The organism is Pseudomonas sp. PDM28, from assembly GCF_019219115.1.
Taxonomy (GTDB): domain Bacteria; phylum Pseudomonadota; class Gammaproteobacteria; order Pseudomonadales; family Pseudomonadaceae; genus Aquipseudomonas; species Aquipseudomonas laurylsulfatiphila.
In genome coordinates, this window is the sequence record NZ_JAHUWG010000003.1 from 610,771 (window position 1) to 628,027 (window position 17,257).

Annotated in this window: 17 protein-coding genes; 6 read left to right on the forward strand and 11 right to left on the reverse strand. The window is 59.8% G+C overall.

Annotation, left to right across the window (positions count from 1 at the left end; genetic code table 11):
* Window positions 1-11 precede the first annotated feature (11 nt).
* From napA to KW841_RS09310, 4 genes are all read right to left on the reverse strand, one after another.
* The gene (gene napA / locus KW841_RS09295; protein WP_218475396.1) at window positions 12-2,516 is read right to left on the reverse strand and encodes a nitrate reductase catalytic subunit NapA; all 2,505 of its coding nucleotides are present in this window, start codon (window positions 2,514-2,516) and stop codon (window positions 12-14) included.
* Window positions 2,507-2,773 (reverse strand): chaperone NapD, encoded by a 267-nt coding sequence (locus tag KW841_RS09300; RefSeq protein ID WP_095058996.1) that lies wholly within the window; start codon window positions 2,771-2,773, stop codon window positions 2,507-2,509. Before KW841_RS09300 ends, napA begins: the two co-directional genes overlap by 10 nt.
* A 37-nt stretch (window positions 2,774-2,810) precedes the next feature.
* Window positions 2,811-2,978 carry a periplasmic nitrate reductase, NapE protein gene (locus tag KW841_RS09305; RefSeq protein WP_218475398.1) on the reverse strand — a complete coding sequence of 56 codons (168 nt, stop codon included), beginning with the start codon at window positions 2,976-2,978 and terminating at the stop codon, window positions 2,811-2,813.
* A gap of 147 nt (window positions 2,979-3,125) precedes the next feature.
* Window positions 3,126-4,685, reverse strand: a complete 1,560-nt coding sequence (locus KW841_RS09310; protein ID WP_095945466.1) for a sigma-54-dependent transcriptional regulator — start codon at window positions 4,683-4,685, stop codon at window positions 3,126-3,128.
* Window positions 4,686-5,094: 409 nt separating this feature from the next.
* On the opposite strand from KW841_RS09310, the gene phhA reads away from it, so the two are divergent.
* From phhA to KW841_RS09335, 6 genes are all read left to right on the forward strand, one after another.
* Window positions 5,095-5,886 (forward strand): phenylalanine 4-monooxygenase, encoded by a 792-nt coding sequence (phhA, locus tag KW841_RS09315; protein WP_007975312.1) that lies wholly within the window; start codon window positions 5,095-5,097, stop codon window positions 5,884-5,886.
* Between the two features lie 105 nt (window positions 5,887-5,991).
* Window positions 5,992-6,348: a 4a-hydroxytetrahydrobiopterin dehydratase gene (locus tag KW841_RS09320; protein WP_007975310.1), complete on the forward strand. Its 357-nt coding sequence runs from the start codon at window positions 5,992-5,994 to the stop codon at window positions 6,346-6,348.
* Entirely contained in the window at window positions 6,348-7,541 is a 1,194-nt protein-coding gene (locus KW841_RS09325; RefSeq protein ID WP_218475401.1) for an amino acid aminotransferase, read from the forward strand. Before KW841_RS09320 ends, KW841_RS09325 begins: the two co-directional genes overlap by 1 nt.
* A gap of 264 nt (window positions 7,542-7,805) precedes the next feature.
* Window positions 7,806-7,937, forward strand: a complete 132-nt coding sequence (locus tag KW841_RS29640; RefSeq protein WP_007975308.1) for a hypothetical protein — start codon at window positions 7,806-7,808, stop codon at window positions 7,935-7,937.
* Window positions 7,938-8,011: 74 nt separating this feature from the next.
* The gene (locus tag KW841_RS09330) at window positions 8,012-8,209 is read left to right on the forward strand and encodes a hypothetical protein (RefSeq protein ID WP_007975307.1); all 198 of its coding nucleotides are present in this window, start codon (window positions 8,012-8,014) and stop codon (window positions 8,207-8,209) included.
* 100 nt (window positions 8,210-8,309) lie between these two features.
* On the forward strand, window positions 8,310-9,509 hold the full coding sequence (locus KW841_RS09335) for an MFS transporter (protein WP_007975306.1): 1,200 nt from the start codon (window positions 8,310-8,312) through the stop codon (window positions 9,507-9,509).
* Here KW841_RS09335 and arfB read toward each other — a convergent pair.
* The 7 genes from arfB to KW841_RS09370 form a co-directional block, all read right to left on the reverse strand.
* On the reverse strand, window positions 9,506-9,919 hold the full coding sequence (gene arfB, locus KW841_RS09340) for an alternative ribosome rescue aminoacyl-tRNA hydrolase ArfB (RefSeq protein WP_003222786.1): 414 nt from the start codon (window positions 9,917-9,919) through the stop codon (window positions 9,506-9,508). The genes KW841_RS09335 and arfB overlap by 4 nt on opposite strands.
* Before the next feature lie 229 nt (window positions 9,920-10,148).
* Window positions 10,149-11,561 carry an amino acid permease gene (locus KW841_RS09345; protein WP_218475404.1) on the reverse strand — a complete coding sequence of 471 codons (1,413 nt, stop codon included), beginning with the start codon at window positions 11,559-11,561 and terminating at the stop codon, window positions 10,149-10,151.
* An 852-nt stretch (window positions 11,562-12,413) separates the two neighbouring features.
* A complete protein-coding gene (gene rluB, locus KW841_RS09350) occupies window positions 12,414-13,634 on the reverse strand; it encodes a 23S rRNA pseudouridine(2605) synthase RluB (RefSeq protein WP_218475406.1) in 1,221 nt (406 codons plus the stop codon).
* 294 nt (window positions 13,635-13,928) lie between these two features.
* Entirely contained in the window at window positions 13,929-14,912 is a 984-nt protein-coding gene (gene scpB, locus KW841_RS09355) for an SMC-Scp complex subunit ScpB (protein ID WP_218475408.1), read from the reverse strand.
* Between the two features lie 11 nt (window positions 14,913-14,923).
* The gene (locus KW841_RS09360) at window positions 14,924-15,682 is read right to left on the reverse strand and encodes a ScpA family protein (RefSeq protein ID WP_173862173.1); all 759 of its coding nucleotides are present in this window, start codon (window positions 15,680-15,682) and stop codon (window positions 14,924-14,926) included.
* Window positions 15,683-15,742: 60 nt separating this feature from the next.
* A complete protein-coding gene (locus tag KW841_RS09365) occupies window positions 15,743-16,372 on the reverse strand; it encodes an L-threonylcarbamoyladenylate synthase (protein WP_033047950.1) in 630 nt (209 codons plus the stop codon).
* A 13-nt stretch (window positions 16,373-16,385) separates the two neighbouring features.
* Window positions 16,386-17,249, reverse strand: coding sequence for a PHP domain-containing protein (locus KW841_RS09370; RefSeq protein ID WP_102699471.1), 864 nt, complete (start codon window positions 17,247-17,249; stop codon window positions 16,386-16,388).
* Window positions 17,250-17,257: the final 8 nt, after the last annotated feature.

Genomic DNA, 17,257 nt, shown 5'->3' on the forward strand with positions numbered 1-17,257 from the left:
GAAAGCGCTCCTTATGCCGTCTTGATCAACTCAATCCTGATCGCGCATTTTTTGTAATCGGTCTGCTTGGAGATGGGGTCCGTCGCATCAAGCGTGACTTTATTGATCAGCCTGTTGGCATCGAAAAACGGCACGAACACCAGGCCTTGAGGCGGTTTGTTGCGCCCTCGGGTTTCAATCCGTGCACGCATCTCGCCGCGTCGACTGATCAGCTTCACTTCACTGCCACGTCGGGCATTGAGGGCCTTGGCGTCGGCGGGGTGCATGTAGACCAACGCATCGGGGACTGCTTTATAGAGTTCTTCGACGCGCTGGGTCATGGTCCCTGTGTGCCAATGTTCAAGCACCCGTCCGGTGCTCAACCAGAACGGAAAGTCCGCGTCCGGGGCTTCCGCAGGCGGCTCGTAAGGCAACGCGAAGATAATCGCTTTCTTGTCGGGGTAGCCGTAGAACTGCACACCACTGCCCTTCTCGACATAGGGGTCGTAACCTTCGCGGAAGCGCCACAGCGTTTCCTTGCCTTCGACGACGGGCCAGCGCAACCCGCGCTCGGAGTGATAACGATCAAAGGGCGCCAGGTCATGACCATGTCCACGGCCGAACTGGGCATATTCTTCGAACAGGCCTTTTTGCAGGTAGAAACCGAAATCCCGGGCCTCGTCGTTCTGATAGCCCTCAGCCAGTTGCTCAGCGGGGAATTGATCGACCTGGCCATTCTTGAACAGCACCTCATACAGGGTCTTGCCCTTGTACTGCGGTGAACTCTCCAATAGTTCTGCCGGCCAGACTTCGTCGGTTGTAAAGCGCTTGGAAAATTCGACCAATTGCCAGAGGTCCGACTTGGCGTCACCCGGTGCCGAGACCAATTGATGCCAGAACTGCGTACGCCGCTCCGCGTTGCCGTAAGCCCCCTCTTTTTCGACCCACATGGCCGTGGGCAAAATCAGATCCGCTGCCTGCGCCGAAACGGTGGGATACACATCCGACACCACCACGAAGTTCTCGGGGTTGCGCCACCCGGGCAGCACTTCCTGCATGATGTTGGGTCCGGCCTGCATGTTATTGCTGGCCATCGTCCAATACACATTGAGCACGCCGTCCTTGAGCATGCGGCTCTGCTGCACGGCGTGGAACCCGACTTTTTCCTTGATGGTGCCCGCCGGCAGTTTCCAGATTTTTTCCGCCGTGGCGCGGTGCGCCGGATTGGTCACCACCAGGTCGGCCGGCAAGCGATGGGAGAACGTACCCACTTCTCGCGCCGTGCCGCAGGCCGAAGGCTGGCCCGTCAGGGAGAAAGGACTGTTGCCCGGCTCGCTGATTTTCCCGGTCAGCAGGTGGATGTTGTAGATCAGGTTGTTCGCCCACACACCCCGGGTGTGCTGGTTGAAGCCCATGGTCCAGAACGAAACCACCTTGCGCTTGGGGTCGGCGTACAGTTCAGCCAATGCCTTGAGGCGCTCGGCCGGCACCCCGGTTTCCTTTGCGGTGCGTTCCAGGGTGTAGGGTTTGACGAAAGCGGCGAATTGCTCGAAGTCGATGTCAGTCCAGGTGTTTGCCTTGTCGGCATTCTTGGCCTTCATCTCCAGCGGATTATCGGGACGCAAACCGTAGCCGATGTCATCGGTGCCTTTGGCGAATCGGGTGTGTTTGCTGACGAAGTCTTTGTTGACCGAACCGCTTTCAATGATGTGGTTGGCGATGTAGTTGAGAATGAGCAAGTCAGTCTGCGGCTTGAACACCATCGGAATGTCGGCCAGTTCAAAACTGCGATGTTCAAAAGTGGAAAGTACGGCCACCTTCACATTCGGCTGACTTAAACGGCGATCAGTGACCCGACTCCAAAGAATCGGGTGCATTTCCGCCATGTTTGAACCCCACAGGACGAATGCATCGGTGACTTCGATATCGTCGTAACAGCCCATCGGCTCATCAATACCAAAAGTGCGCATGAACCCCATGACCGCCGAAGCCATGCAATGGCGCGCATTGGGGTCGATGTTGTTCGAACGGAACCCTGCCTTCATCAATTTGTTGGCCGCGTACCCTTCCCAGATCGTCCACTGCCCGGAGCCGAACATGGCGACAGATTCCCCGCCCTTGTTCTTCAGCGCTTCCTTGTACTTCAACTCCATCACATCGAACGCCTGTTTCCAGGACACCGGCTGAAACTCGCCTTGTTTGTCATATTGCCCGTTGGTCATGCGCAACAGCGGCTGCGTCAGGCGATCAACGCCGTACATGATCTTGGATAAAAAGTAGCCTTTGACACAGTTCAACCCGCGATTGACCTCGGCTTTCACATCGCCGTGAGTGGCAACAACCCTGTTGTCCTTGGTCGCCACCATGACGCTGCAACCGGTACCGCAAAAACGACAGGGCGCCTTGTTCCAGTTCAGGGAAACCATGTCTTGTTCGGTAATCAGGTTGCTGGCCGAGGTAAACACCGGGAGCCCCGCAGCCGCAGCCGCGATACCGGCTGCCTGGGCTTTGACAAACTCTCGCCGAGTCATAGGCATGTGCTTTCTCCCGTTACATCGAGAATCTCGTGATAAACCAAAGCGGCATTGAGCACGCCCGGCAAGCGATTGATCTGATCGATTCGCTGAAGAATCTGGCTTTCGTGATCGGTTTCCAGCACAACCACTAACTTGCCGGCGGGGCTTTCCTGATGAAGCTCAACGCCCGTAAGCAAACGCAGGTTGGCTTTGACCGCCTCGAACAAGGCAGGACGGGCATGAACCACCAGACTGGCAATGTGCAGCGTCTTTTCCACGACCCGTACTCCCTGCTGAGTTAGAGATGGATGTCGATCAGTTGGGGGGGCCTGGCGGACCGAGGAGCATTTGCAGAAACCAGACAAAAAAACCGTAACCACCGACTATCGCCACCGATAACAGTGGAAACAGAACAATGATCAGGAAATAGAACAGGCGAGTTTCTTTGCGAACTCGCCGGGTAGAATCATCCACTGATGGCATGGTCATCGCTCCTGCCAAACGTTGAGAAGAGCCTAGATGGCTTGTTCGGCAACTTCCATGATTTAGATCAATGGCAGGGGAATTTAGCGCTTTAAACAGGAACAATAAGCACTGGATAATCATTAACACTTAGAAAATAAAAAGCCCTCAACGTTCAAGTTTGCCTATTTCATATTCACGCAACTTGTTGGCAATCGTTGTGTGAGAGACACCCAGCCGCTTGCCGAGCAATCGGCTGCTGGCATGTTCCGAATAAAGCCGTTCCAGCACCGCTTTTTCAAAGCGCCCGACAATTTCATCCAGCCCGCCTTCGAGCGAAAAGTCGCCCAATGGCTGGCGCACGCCGTAATCCGGCAGACGAATATGCTCTGCCTTGACCGTGCCTCCGTCGCACAGGGAAACCGCCTGGAACAGCACGTTCTCCAGTTGCCGCACGTTGCCCGGCCAGTGGTAGTGGCTGAGTCGCTCCATGGCCGCCGGGGCGAGCTTGGGCAATGGGCAACCGATCTGCCGACTGGCCTGATCTAGGAAGTGCTCCACCAGCGGCGTCAAACCGTCGAGGCATTCGCGCAGTGGAGGGATGTGCAGCGACAACACATTCAAGCGGTGATAGAGGTCCTGGCGGAACTCGCCGCGCGCGCACAATTCGGACAGGTCGACCTGGGTCGCGCAGATCACTCGTACGTCGAGGTAGACCTCCTCGTCGCTGCCCACACGACGGAAGCAGCCATCCTGCAGAAAGCGCAGCAATTTCACCTGCAAGCGCGGGCTCATTTCCCCGACGCCATCAAGAAACAGCGTACCGCCCGCCGTCAGTTCCAACAGCCCGAGCTTGCCTTCGGCCCGCGCCCCTTCAAAGGCACCGGGGCCATAACCGAACAATTCCGTCTCGGCCATGGACTCCGGCAGCCCCGCGCAATTGAGCGCCATCAACGGCGACTGCCCTCGAGGGCTGGCCAAGTGGCAGGCCCGCGCCAGCAACTCTTTGCCGGTGCCGGTTTCGCCCTCTATCAATAGCGGCGCATCCAGCGGCGCCATGCGTCGCGCTTCGCGCACCACCGCGGCCATCACCTTCGAGCTCTGGAAGATGCTGTCAAAGCCACGCAATTCCTGCTTGCGCACGTTGTAGATGCGTTCACCCACCCGGTCGGCGCGGTGCAGCGTCAGCACAGCACCGGCCATGGCCTCGCTGTCGTCGTGCTCAGACTGCAAGGGCGCGATGTCGGCCAGGAACACGTCACCCTTGACCTTGACCCGCAGCCCGTTGATTCGCGATTTGTTGGCGCGCACCAGTTCCGGCAAATCGAAATCTTCGGCGTACCGCGACAGGGGAATACCCGGCACCTCGTCGACCCGCACCCCCAGCAACTGCGCCGCTGCCCGGTTGGCCGCGACGATGGAACCACCCATATCGATCGACAGCACCGGAAACTCCAGCGCACCGAGCAGGGCATTGAGTTCCATGTGCCGACGCTCGCTGGGCATCAGCCCTACACGCTTGACGCCGAAGACCCCGGCAATCGCTTCGAATTTCGGACGCAAGGCCTGGAACTGGATGTTGATCAGGTTCGGGCAATGCAGGTAGATGGCGTTGCCATGCTCCCCCCCCACTTCACCGCGGGCCACGTTGATCCCGTACTCCACCAGCAGGTTGAGAATGTCGCGCAGGATGCCGATGCGGTTCTGGCAGTGGACTTTGATACGCATGAAAAAGGCCTGAAATGCAATGCGGTGAATAAAGTTGGTATCAACGCAATCCCTGTGGGAGCGAGCTTGCTCGCGATAGCAGATTCACATTCAACATCTATGTTGGCTGGTCTACCGCTATCGCGAGCAAGCCCGCTCCCACAGGGGTACAGCGGTGCGCGCTCGATCGCATTTTTCTTTCGAGGCGCTCAGATAGTCGTCAAGATTATGTGACAGACAAAGGGTTTTTCAAACCGGTAAATCTCAATAGCTGCGCGACCACGCACCATTCGTAACGAAAACTTTACGAATATCGGGGGATTTTCCTACGCTTGACGCCGATCACCTGCTGCAACAGTGCAATCCTTGGGGTATTTCTAGGTCCATAGCAGTACATAACAAGAACGAAATCCCCTAGCAGGAGAGCAGTATGAAGCAGACGCAATACGTGGCTCGCGAGCCCGATGCGCAAGGTTTTATCGACTACCCCGCCGAAGAACACGCGGTGTGGAACACGCTGATCACTCGCCAACTCAAAGTGATCGAAGGGCGTGCGTGCCAGGAGTACCTGGACGGTATCGAAAAACTCGGTCTGCCCCACGACCGCATTCCTCAACTCGGCGAAATCAACAAGGTCCTCGGTGAAACCACCGGCTGGCAGGTTGCCCGGGTTCCCGCATTGATTCCCTTCCAGACCTTTTTCGAATTGCTGGCCAGCAAGCAGTTTCCGGTGGCGACCTTTATTCGTACCCGCGAAGAACTGGACTACCTGCAAGAGCCGGACATTTTCCACGAGATCTTTGGTCACTGCCCGCTGCTGACCAACCCCTGGTTCGCCGAATTCACCCACACCTACGGCAAACTTGGCCTCAAGGCTTCCAAGGAAGAACGCGTGTACCTGGCGCGCCTGTACTGGATGACCATCGAGTTCGGCCTGGTCGACACCCCGCAAGGCCAGCGCATCTACGGCGGCGGCATTCTGTCTTCACCGAAGGAAACCGTTTACTGCCTGTCGAACGAGCCTGAACATCAAGCCTTCGACCCGCTGGAATGCATGCGCACGCCGTACCGCATCGATATCCTGCAACCCCTGTATTTCGCGCTGCCGAACCTAAAGCGCCTGTTCGACCTGGCCCACGAAGACATCATGGGCATGGTCAAGCAAGCGATGCAGATGGGTCTGCACACTCCGAAATTTCCGCCAAAACCAAAAGCTGCGTGAACCGCGATTTTTGCTGACAAGTGAGTCTGTCAGTCACCGTCGCTTTGGTTTAGCGTGACGGCACTGTCGACCGATATAAAAACACTCGATTACAGGAAACACACCATGTCCACTTTGAACCAAGCCCATTGCGAAGCCTGCCGCGCCGACGCCCCACAAGTCAGCGACGAAGAACTGCCGATCCTGATCAAGCAGATCCCGGACTGGAACATCGAAGTACGCGACAGCATCATGCAGCTGGAAAAGGTCTTCCTGTTCAAGAACTTCAAACATGCACTGGCCTTCACCAACGCCGTCGGCGAGATCTCCGAGGCTGAAGGCCATCACCCGGGCCTGCTGACCGAGTGGGGCAAAGTGACCGTGACCTGGTGGAGCCACTCGATCAAGGGCCTGCACCGCAACGACTTCATCATGGCTGCGCGCACCGACGAAGTAGCGAAGGACGCCGAGGGGCGCAAGTAATGCACTTCGACGCCATCGGCCGAGTGCCCGGCGACCCGATTCTGGGCTTGATGGAGGCCTACGCGCAGGACCCGAACCCGCGCAAGTTCGATCTGGGCGTGGGTGTCTACAAGGACGCCCAGGGCCTGACGCCGATTCTCGAGTCGGTGAAACTTGCCGAGCAGCGCCTGGTGGACGGCCAGTCCACCAAGACCTACATCGGTGGTCACGGCGAACCGGCGTTCGGCAAGGCGATCAATGAGCTGGTGCTGGGCGCCGACTCGAAGCTGATCAGCGCACAACGCGCCGGCGCCACCCAGACTCCGGGCGGCACCGGGGCGTTGCGCCTGAGCGCTGACTTCATCGCCCAGTGCCTGCCGGAGCGCGGCGTCTGGTTGAGCAATCCGACCTGGCCGATCCACGAAAGCATTTTCGCGGCCGCCAAGGTCAAGGTCAGCCATTACCCCTACGTCGGCAGTGACAACCGTCTGGATGTCGAGGGCATGCTGGCAGTGCTCAACGAAGCGCCCAAGGGTGACGTGGTGTTGCTGCACGCCTGCTGCCACAACCCGACCGGGTTCGATCTGTCCCACGACGACTGGCACCGGGTGCTGGAGGTAGTACGCAAGCGCGAATTGCTGCCACTGATCGACTTTGCGTATCAAGGATTCGGCGATGGCCTGGAGCAGGATGCCTGGTCGACCCGGCTGTTCGCCGCCGAGTTGCCGGAACTGCTGATCACCAGCTCTTGCTCGAAGAATTTCGGCCTGTACCGCGACCGCACCGGCGCGCTGATTGTCTGCGCGAAAAGCGCCGACAAGCTCACCGATATCCGCAGCCAGCTGGCCAACATCGCCCGCAACCTGTGGTCGACGCCACCGGATCACGGTGCGGCCGTGGTCGCAACCATCCTCGGTGACCCAGAGTTGAAAAACCTCTGGGCTGACGAAGTGGAAGGCATGCGCCTGCGTATCGCCCAACTGCGCAGCGGTCTGGTGGAAGCACTGGAGCCTCACGGTTTGCGCGAGCGCTTTGCGCACATTGGCGTGCAACGCGGGATGTTTTCCTACACCGGTTTGACGCCGGATCAGGTCAAGCAACTGCGCGAGCATCACAGTGTGTACATGGTCAACTCCGGCCGGGCCAACGTGGCAGGGATTGATGCTACGCGCCTGGATCTGCTGGCCGAGGCGATTGCCGCAGTCTGCAAATAACACCACCAAACCCTGTGGGAGCGAGCTTGCTCGCGATGAGGCCATAACATTCAACATCTCTGTTGACTGTCAGGCCGCCATCGCGAGCAAGCTCGCTCCCACATTTGTTTTGTGTCGCTCTTCCAGTCATGTCTAGACAATCCCATCCGTCGAAACAAATGGATATAAAAGTCCGTTTGTCATTTTCAGTGCTGTATCCTGCCCAGGCTTTTTTAAAGCGCGGATCTACCAGATCTATCAACAGACTTAGCGAGGAGCGCGACCATGCACGAGATTCCTAATCTCCCCTTCCCAAGCCTGCACGAACCTGAGCAGACGACCACGCAACAAGCCGGTGCCCAACAGCCCGAGCCGAAAGAAGCCACTGACCGCCGCCAGGCTGACAGCGAAGACTGAAACACCCGCCGTACAGACCGTGTGGAAAGCGCTACCATGCGCTTTCCACACTGCCTGAAACGTGAGCCCGCACCATGACCGATGAACTCAGCGAAACCTTTGATGAAAAGCAGGCCAGCGTCCTGATCGGCACCGCCGAGAAAATGATCGAGATCTGGAATCGCCTCACTCCCGAGAAACAAGCCGCCCTGCTCGCCCGCTTCGGCACCCAGGAAAATGCGCTGGCCGCCCTGGTCACTACGCAACTGGTTGCTCCCGTCAAAGCTGAATGACGCCGCCCGGCAAATAGTTTTACTTTTTCACAACCAACGACCGTCCACACCGCTATCATAAGCAGCCTATCTATCCTGCTTTACCGTGGACCCTTTACCCATGCCTGAAAACCAGCGCCCCTTGGCGGTCACGCTGCAAGTCGTTTCCATTGTCCTTTTCACCTTCATCGGCTACCTGAACATCGGCATCCCCCTGGCCGTATTGCCTGGTTACGTCCACAGTGACCTGGGCTTCGGCGCGGTGGTCGCGGGCCTGGTGATCAGCGTGCAATACCTGGCCACCCTGCTCAGCCGCCCCTATGCCGGGAAGATCATCGACAACAAGGGCAGCAAACTGGCGGTGATGTATGGCCTGGCCGGTTGCGGCCTGAGCGGCGTGTTCATGTTGATCTCGGCCTGGACCCAGAGCCTGCCGACCTTGAGCCTGATCAGCCTGTTGATCGGCCGTCTGGTTCTCGGCAGCGCGGAAAGCCTGGTGGGCTCGGGTTCGATTGGCTGGGGCATCGGCCGGGTCGGCGCGGCGAACACGGCCAAGGTCATTTCCTGGAACGGGATCGCCAGCTACGGCGCACTGGCCGTCGGCGCGCCCTTGGGTGTGTTGATCGTCCATCAACTGGGTTTGTGGAGCATGGGCGTGAGCATTGTGCTGCTGGCCGTGCTCGGCCTGCTGCTGGCCTGGCCGAAAACCGCCGCGCCGATCGTTGCCGGCGAGCGCCTGCCGTTCATGCATGTGCTCGGGCGTGTCTTTCCCCACGGCTGCGGCCTGGCTCTGGGCTCCATCGGCTTTGGCACCATCGCCACCTTCATCACCCTGTATTACGCCACGCAACACTGGGACAACGCGGTGCTGTGCCTGAGCCTGTTCGGCGCCAGTTTCATCGGCGCGCGCCTGCTGTTCGGCAACCTGATCAACCGTCTCGGCGGCTTTCGGGTCGCCATTGCCTGCCTGTCGGTGGAAACCCTGGGCTTGCTGTTGCTGTGGCTGGCACCGGATGCACATTGGGCATTGGCGGGTGCGGCGCTGAGCGGCTTCGGCTTTTCGCTGGTGTTTCCGGCGCTCGGCGTGGAAGCGGTCAACCTGGTGCCCGCCTCCAGCCGTGGCGCAGCCGTCGGCGCCTATTCGCTGTTCATCGATTTGTCGCTGGGGATCACCGGGCCGCTGGCTGGGGCGATTGCGGCGGGCTTTGGTTTCGCTTCGATCTTCCTGTTCGCCGCCCTCGCCGCATTGAGCGGATTGATACTCAGCCTTTACCTGTACCGGCAGGCACCGAAGCAACGCGAGGCGCGGGACGCCCGCTAGAAGTCGACCTTGCCGCGTCCGGCCTTGATGCTGCCGCGCTTGGTCTTGGATTCGAGGCGGCGCTTCTTTGAGCCGAGGGTCGGTTTGGTCGGGCGGCGCTTCTTTTCGACTTTGGTGGCGCTGAGGATCAGCTCGGTCAGTCGCTCCAGCGCGTCGGCACGGTTGGCTTCCTGCGTCCGATATTGCTGGGCCTTGATGATCAACACACCGTCGCTGGTGATGCGGCTGTCGCGCAGTGCCAGCAGCCGCTCCTTGTAGAACTCGGGCAAGGACGACGCCGGAATGTCGAAGCGCAGGTGCACCGCGCTCGACACCTTGTTGACGTTCTGCCCGCCCGCGCCCTGGGCGCGAATGGCCGTCAACTCGATCTCGGCATCCGGCAGATGCACGTTGTTGGAAATCACCAGCATGGAAAAGCGTCCGTATTCAGAGCGTGCAGGATACCGCGAAAGGGTCGGACAAACGCGATCCCTGTGGGAGCGAGCTTGCTCGCGATAGCAGTGTGTCAGGCAACGATGATGTCGACTGACACGGCCTCATCGCGAGCAAGCTCGCTCCCACAGGGTTTAGTGTCATGCCAAGAATTCGATAGCCACAAAAAACCCGGCACATGGCCGGGTTTGTCGTTTCTGCGGGGAGTTACTTCACTGCTGCCTGCAACGCATGTTGAGCACTGCGCTTGTTCTTGATGCCGTAGCAGACCCACATGAACACGAGCCATACCGGAATCGCGTACACCGATGTCTGGATCCCCGGAATCAACAGCATCACGCCGAGAATGAACAACACGAACGCCAGGCAGATGTAGTTGCCGTACGGGTACCACAGGGCCTTGAACAGCGGCGTCTGCTTGGTCTTGTTCATGTGCTGGCGGAACTTGAAGTGCGAGTAGCTGATCATTGCCCAGTTGATCACCAGGGTGGCAACGACCAGCGACATCAGCAATTCCAGCGCGTTTTGCGGGATCAGGTAGTTCAGCAGCACCGCGATCAGGGTCACGGCGGCCGAGGCCAGGATCGAACGCACGGGCACGCCGCGCTTGTCGATCTTCGCCAGGCCTTTCGGCGCATCGCCCTGCTCGGCCATGCCCAGCAGCATGCGGCTGTTGCAGTAGGTGCCGCTGTTGTACACCGACAACGCCGCAGTCAGGACCACGAAGTTGAGGATGTGCGCCGCGGTGTTGCTGCCCAGCATCGAGAACACTTGCACGAACGGGCTGCCGCTGTAGGAATCACCGGAGGCGTTCAGGGTGGTCAGCAAGCTGTCCCATGGGGTCAACGACAGCAGGATTACCAGGGCACCGATGTAGAAAATCAGGATCCGGTAGATCACCTGGTTGATCGCTTTCGGGATCACGGTTTTCGGCTTGTCGGCTTCCGCAGCAGTGAAGCCGAGCATTTCCAGGCCACCGAAGGAAAACATGATGAAAGCCATGGCCATCACCAGACCACTGATACCGTTCGGGAAGAAGCCACCGTGGGACCACAGGTTGCTCACCGCCGCTTGCGGGCCGCCATTGCCGCTGACCAGCAGGTAGCTGCCCAGGGCAATCATGCCGACGATCGCCACGACCTTGATGATCGCGAACCAGAACTCGGCCTCGCCAAACACTTTGACGTTGGCCAGGTTGATGACGTTGATCAGCACGAAGAAGCCCGCTGCGGAGACCCAGGTCGGGATGTCCGGCGCCCAGTAGTGGATGTACTTGCCGACCGCGGTCAGCTCCGACATGCCCACCAGGATGTAGAGAATCCAGCAGTTCCAGCCCGACAGGAAACCGGCAAAGCCGCCCCAGTACTTGTGGGCGAAGTGGCTGAAGGAGCCGGCTACCGGATCTTCGACGATCATTTCGCCCAGTTGGCGCATGATCATGAAAGCAATGAAGCCGCAGATGGCGTAGCCGAGGATCATCGACGGGCCGGCGGACTTGAGTACCCCGGCCGAGCCGAGGAACAGACCGGTACCGATCGCGCCACCTAAGGCAATCAATTGAATGTGGCGATTTTTCAGGCCGCGTTTCAGCTCGCCTGATTGCGGGTTTTGTCCACTCATGAAAAGGGTCTCACGCAAGGTTTGATGATGTTCAGTCGACGTTGCTGCTCAAGAAAGGCGTTAAGCGGCACCGATCAAACCCCAGCGCAGGCACCAGGAGTTCAGCGTATTTACAACGGTCATGCGTCACCTGTTTGTTTTTATCTGTGACGAAATCGAACCCGACACGCTCGTGACGCGGCGGAGTGAACAAGGCGGATAGCCTTGAGGGTTGCGCAGATGCGCAGGAGGTCACAGGTAAAACGCGGCGCATTGTACACCTGTAACCCCCTGCTGCCAGACCCGCTGGACAAGCGTGTCTATGGCCGGGATTGCCTGTGTCCACCCCGAGAGGCTCGGGCGGCTGCAAAAAATGGGTCAGATCCTTGCGGATCATCGACGGGAAAGGCAGGAAAACCGCCTCTCACAGAGAGATGGAGATGGAATACGGCGTTCATTGCGCCTCCTTTTTGTTATGCACCTGCACGACAGGCATGGCGCGCATAACACCCTGCATGGAGCGGTGAAACAAGCGGGCCAGAGGGCAGGAAGAGCGTAGGAAGGTATTGATGCGTAAGAATTTTCTTACGGCATTCGACGAAGGACGATTTCACGGGATTAATCTGTGAATTTCGTCAGGTTTTCTTTACAGGGCGTAATTCTGACTTTCCACTTCGGACGGCTCGGTGCGGCGACTGGCGCTTTCGCGGGCAAGCCCGCTCCCACAGTGGAACGCATTTCTCCAGAACAACCCGGTCTCCTGTGGGAGCGGGCTTGCCCGCGAAGAGGCCCTTGAAAACACCCCATCGCTAAAGCCAGCCAAAAAAAAACGCCAACCCGAAGGTTGGCGTTTTTTATCAAGCGCTCAGCCGATTATTCCGGCTTGCGACGACCAAAGCCCGGACGCTGGCCGGAACCGGCCGGTGCGCCACGGCGCTTGCCCGATGGCGTGTCACCGTCGACCAGCTTGATCCCCGGACGCTTCGGCGCCGGCTTGGCCGGGCGCTTGGTGTCGGCCGGGCGGTCGGCTACCGGCGTACCACGACCTTCGCCACGCTCGGTACGGCCATTGGCCGGACGGGGCGTGCGTGGACCGCGTTCGCCGTCCTGGCGCGCAGCAGGCTTGCGCCCTGGACGCTCGCCTTCGATCTGCGGCTCGCGGCTGGCACGTGGAGCAACAGGAGCGGCAGGACCTCCAGCGGCTGGACGCAGGGTACGCACACGCTCGGTCTTGGCCATCGGCCGCGACGACTTGCGCTGCATACGGTCAAGCTTGTCTTTGCTCTTGGCGTTCATCTGCGGCATCGCGACCGGCGTCAGGCCGACCTCGGCACTCAGAATGTCGACTTCGTACTGGCTCATTTCGCGCCAGCGGCCCATCGGCAGGTCGGAGTTGAGGAACACCGGACCGAAACGCACGCGCTTCAGACGGCTGACCACCAGGCCCTGGGATTCCCACAGGCGACGAACTTCGCGGTTACGACCTTCCATGACCACGCAGTGGTACCAGTGGTTGAAACCTTCACCGCCTGGCGCCTGCTTGATGTCGGTGAACTTGGCCGGGCCATCTTCAAGGACAACACCCGCCTTCAGGCGCTCGATCATCTCGTCATCGACTTCGCCACGCACACGTACCGCGTATTCACGGTCCATTTCGTAGGAAGGGTGCATCAGGCGGTTGGCCAGCTCTCCGTCGGTGGTGAACATCAGCAGACCGGTGGTGTTGATGTCCAGGCGACCGATGTTGATCCAGCGACCTTCTTTCGGACGCGGCATCTTGTCGAACACGGTCGGGCGGCCTTCCGGATCGACACGGGTGCAGATTTCGCCGTCGGGTTTGTTGTACATGATCACGCGGCGCACCGATTCGGCGGCCTCTTCACGCTTGATCACCTTGCCATCGATGGTGATGGCGTCGTGCATGTCGACGCGCTGGCCAAGGGTGGCGTCTTTGCCGTTGACCTTGATGCGGCCGTGGCTGATCCAGGCTTCCACGTCACGGCGCGAGCCGACGCCGATACGGGCGAGGACTTTCTGCAGTTTTTCGCCTGCTGGGCCGATTGGCTGGTCGTCTTGCTGGTCTTTGATACTCATCTGGGCACCTCCCGGTGTGGTCTGAAATCTGGGTACTTTGGCGAAGGGATCGCCGAAGGGTCGCGAATCATACGCGCATGCGGACGATTGCGCATCACAGACTAGCTCATCACGGCAAGGTTATTGGTTTTTGCGCCGAACGGTGACCCGCAGCCTTATGGTGAACACATCCCCCTGTGGGAGCGGGCTTGCCCGCGAAGAGGGCGTGTCAGTCGGCATATTTATTGGCTGACCCACCGCATTCGCGGGCAAGCCCGCTCCCACAGGGATCTTTGGTGGTCGCAGACATTGCGATCAGTCTTCGAACTGACGGCGTTCGGCTTCGATGGCTTCGGCCAGAGCGAGGGCTTCGGCCTCTTCGTCCGACAGTTCCGGCTCGGGTTTCGGCTGTTCGAGGGCAGCCACGGCAGCCAGCAGTTTTTCCCGGGCCTCGGCCACGCCGAGGATATCGTCTTCCTGCTCCGGTTCCATTTCCGGCTCAGGCTCAGGCAAAGTCTCGATCCGGGCACCTTCAGGCTCAGACTCGATGTCGGGCTGCCCCGAATCAAACTCAGTCACCGCGCCATCACGCAACAGATCATCGAAGTCGGTCTTGATCCCCTCCTCCATGCTGTCCAGCTCCAGCAACAGCGTGTGGAAACTGGTTTCTTCCTTCGGCTCTTCCGGTTCCGCGCTGGCGTCGGCCAGCTCTTGCAACCCGGCGGGTACGGGGGCGTCGTCGAAATCGAGCACCGGGTCCGGTTCCAGCTCGCGCAGTTCCGCCAGCGGTGGCAAGTCGTCGAGGTTTTTCAGGTTGAAGTGATCGAGGAACGCCTTGGTGGTGGCGAACATCGCCGGTTTGCCGGGTACGTCGCGGTAGCCGACGATGCGGATCCACTCACGCTCCATCAAGGTCTTGACGATGTTGCTGTTGACCGCCACGCCCCGCACGTCTTCGATTTCGCCGCGGGTGATCGGCTGGCGATAGGCGATCAGGGCCATGGTTTCGAGCATGGCGCGGGAATAACGCTGCGGGCGCTCCTCCCACAGACGCCCGACCCACGGCGCAAATTTCTCGCGAATTTGCAGGCGATACCCCGAGGCCACCTCCTTGAGTTCAAACGCGCGGCCATCGCAAGACTTGGCGAGAATCGTCAAGGCCTTCTTGAAGACCGGCGGTTCCGGGCGCTCGCCCTCCTCGAAAAGCTCGAACAGGCTTTCCAGGGATTGCGGCTTTCCCGAGGCCAACAGAAAGGCTTCAAGCAAGGGTGCCAGGTCACGGGGTTCAGTCAGGTTCATGTTTCGACTCGTTATTCGGCTCGGGCTCGCACGTGGATCGCGGCAAATGGCTCATTCTGCACCAGCTCGACCAGGGATTCCTTGACCAGTTCAAGGATCGCCATAAAGGTCACCACCACGCCAAGGCGCCCCTCTTCAGCGGTGAACAGCTCGACAAACGGCACGAAACCGCCGCCCTTGAGGCGCTCCAGCACATCGCTCATGCGCTCCCGGGTAGACAGCGCCTCGCGGCTGACCTGATGGCTTTCGAACATGTCGCCACGGCGCAATACCTCGGCCATGGACAACAGCAACTCGGACAGGCGCACGTCCGGCAACAACTTGCGAGCCCGGGCCTCCGGGGCGTCGAGTTTGGGCACCACCACGTCGCGACCGACGCGGCTCAGGCCATCAATGCCTTCGGCGGCGGCCTTGAAACGCTCGTACTCCTGCAAGCGGCGGATCAGTTCGGCGCGCGGGTCGTCCTCTTCGTCTTCGACGGTTTCGGCCCGCGGCAGCAGCATCCGCGACTTGATCTCGGCCAGCATCGCGGCCATCACCAGGTACTCGGCGGCCAGTTCCAGGCGCACCGACTGCATCAACTCGACGTAGCCCATGTACTGGCGGGTGATCTCCGCCACCGGGATGTCGAGGATGTTGATGTTCTGTTTACGGATCAGGTACAGCAGCAGGTCGAGGGGGCCTTCGAAGGCTTCGAGGAAGACCTCGAGGGCATCCGGCGGGATGTACAGGTCCAGCGGCATTTCCATGACCGCCTGGCCATAGACCATGGCAAAGGGCAGTTCCTGCTGGGCTCCGGCCTGACTGTCGACGGGTTCTACTGCGGACATCTAGGCCTCGACCATGAACGGCGCAGGGTCGCCGCAACCGACGCGGATGACTTCCGGTTCGCCGTCGGCGAGGTTTATCACGGTGGACGCCTTGATCCCGCCAAAGCCGCCATCGATGATCAGGTCGACCTGGTGTTCAAGCAACTGGCGCATTTCGTGGGGGTCATACATCGGGTCGGTTTCACCGGGCATGATCAGACTCACGCTCATCAACGGCTCGCCGAGCTGCTCCAGCAATGCCAGGGCAATCGGATGGCTGGGCACCCGCAGGCCAATGGTGCGTTTTTTCGGATGCAGCAACAGTCGCGGTACTTCGCGGGTGGCGTTGAGAATGAAGGTGTACGGGCCCGGCAAGTGGGCCTTGAGCAGGCGGAAAGTGCCGGTGTCGATCTTGGCGAACAGGCCCAGTTGCGACAGATCACAGCAAATCAGCGCGAAGTTGTGCTTCTCATCCAGCCCGCGCAAACGTCGCACGCGCTCCACAGCCACCTTGTCGCCGATCTGGCAACCAATGGCGTAGGAAGAGTCTGTGGGATAAATCACCACCCCGCCCTTGCGGATGATCTCGACGGCCTGTTTGATCAGGCGCGCTTGCGGGTTTTCCGGATGAATCTGGAAAAATTGACTCACATTCTCTACCTGTTCAGACGGCGGCAATAACTGGGTCATGTTTGAATCGACACCATAGCGGTGGCAGATCCTCCGGGAGTGGCCGGTATTCACCGATCTCCGACCAGCCTCCGGGGCCATGAAAATCACTGCCGGCGCTGACCAGCAGACCGAACTCGCGGGCCAGAATGGCCAGGCTGCCCACTTGTTCGGCAGGCTGGTAACCATTGACCACTTCGATGGCGTGGCCCCCTGCTTGAATATAGTCGGCAATCAGGCGACGTCGCTTGCTTCGAGTGAATTCGTAGTGCCAGGGGTGTGCCAGGCTGACCCAGGCCTTGGCCGCACGCAGGGTTTCGACGGTTTCTTCCAGGGTCGGCCAGTGTTGCTTGACGTCGCCCAGCTTGCCGGCACCCAGCCATTTGCGGAACGCCTCGGCGCGATCCTTGACGAAACCTTCTCGCACCATCCAGTCGGCGAAATGCGGGCGGGCCGGCGCGTTTCCGCTGTCGCCCAGCGCCTGCTGGATCTCCCGGGCGCCATCCAACGCCCCCGGCATGCCTTTGAGCGCCAGTTTGCGGCTGATTTCCTCGGAGCGTAGCCAGCGGCCATCATGCAATCTGGCGATGGCCTCGACCAACGGCGCGGCGTTCACGTCAAAACCGTAGCCCAGCACATGAATGGTCGCGCCGCCCCAGGTACAGGACAATTCGACGCCATTGACCAGTTGCATCCCTAACGCGGTAGCCGCGTGCCGGGCCTCGTCGAGGCCCTCAAGGGTGTCGTGATCGGTCAAGGCCAGGACTCGCACGCCTTTCTCGAACGCCCGCGCCACCAGAACCGCAGGCGCCAGGGCGCCATCGGAGGCCGTGCTATGGCAGTGCAAATCAACATTCACAGGGCTTT

Excerpts from the sequence above, each read along its gene's own strand:
- napA (WP_218475396.1), bottom strand. The coding sequence starts at position 2,516 with ATGCCTATGACTCGGCGAGAGTTTGTCAAAGCCCAGGCAGCCGGTATC.
- KW841_RS09305 (WP_218475398.1), bottom strand. The coding sequence starts at position 2,978 with ATGCCATCAGTGGATGATTCTACCCGGCGAGTTCGCAAAGAAACTCGC.
- KW841_RS09310 (WP_095945466.1), bottom strand. The coding sequence starts at position 4,685 with ATGCGTATCAAAGTCCACTGCCAGAACCGCATCGGCATCCTGCGCGAC.
- phhA (WP_007975312.1), top strand. The coding sequence starts at position 5,095 with ATGAAGCAGACGCAATACGTGGCTCGCGAGCCCGATGCGCAAGGTTTT.
- KW841_RS09320 (WP_007975310.1), top strand. The coding sequence starts at position 5,992 with ATGTCCACTTTGAACCAAGCCCATTGCGAAGCCTGCCGCGCCGACGCC.
- KW841_RS09325 (WP_218475401.1), top strand. The coding sequence starts at position 6,348 with ATGCACTTCGACGCCATCGGCCGAGTGCCCGGCGACCCGATTCTGGGC.
- KW841_RS29640 (WP_007975308.1), top strand. The coding sequence starts at position 7,806 with ATGCACGAGATTCCTAATCTCCCCTTCCCAAGCCTGCACGAACCTGAG.
- KW841_RS09330 (WP_007975307.1), top strand. The coding sequence starts at position 8,012 with ATGACCGATGAACTCAGCGAAACCTTTGATGAAAAGCAGGCCAGCGTC.
- KW841_RS09335 (WP_007975306.1), top strand. The coding sequence starts at position 8,310 with ATGCCTGAAAACCAGCGCCCCTTGGCGGTCACGCTGCAAGTCGTTTCC.
- arfB (WP_003222786.1), bottom strand. The coding sequence starts at position 9,919 with ATGCTGGTGATTTCCAACAACGTGCATCTGCCGGATGCCGAGATCGAG.
- KW841_RS09345 (WP_218475404.1), bottom strand. The coding sequence starts at position 11,561 with ATGAGTGGACAAAACCCGCAATCAGGCGAGCTGAAACGCGGCCTGAAA.
- rluB (WP_218475406.1), bottom strand. The coding sequence starts at position 13,634 with ATGAGTATCAAAGACCAGCAAGACGACCAGCCAATCGGCCCAGCAGGC.
- scpB (WP_218475408.1), bottom strand. The coding sequence starts at position 14,912 with ATGAACCTGACTGAACCCCGTGACCTGGCACCCTTGCTTGAAGCCTTT.
- KW841_RS09360 (WP_173862173.1), bottom strand. The coding sequence starts at position 15,682 with ATGGTCTATGGCCAGGCGGTCATGGAAATGCCGCTGGACCTGTACATC.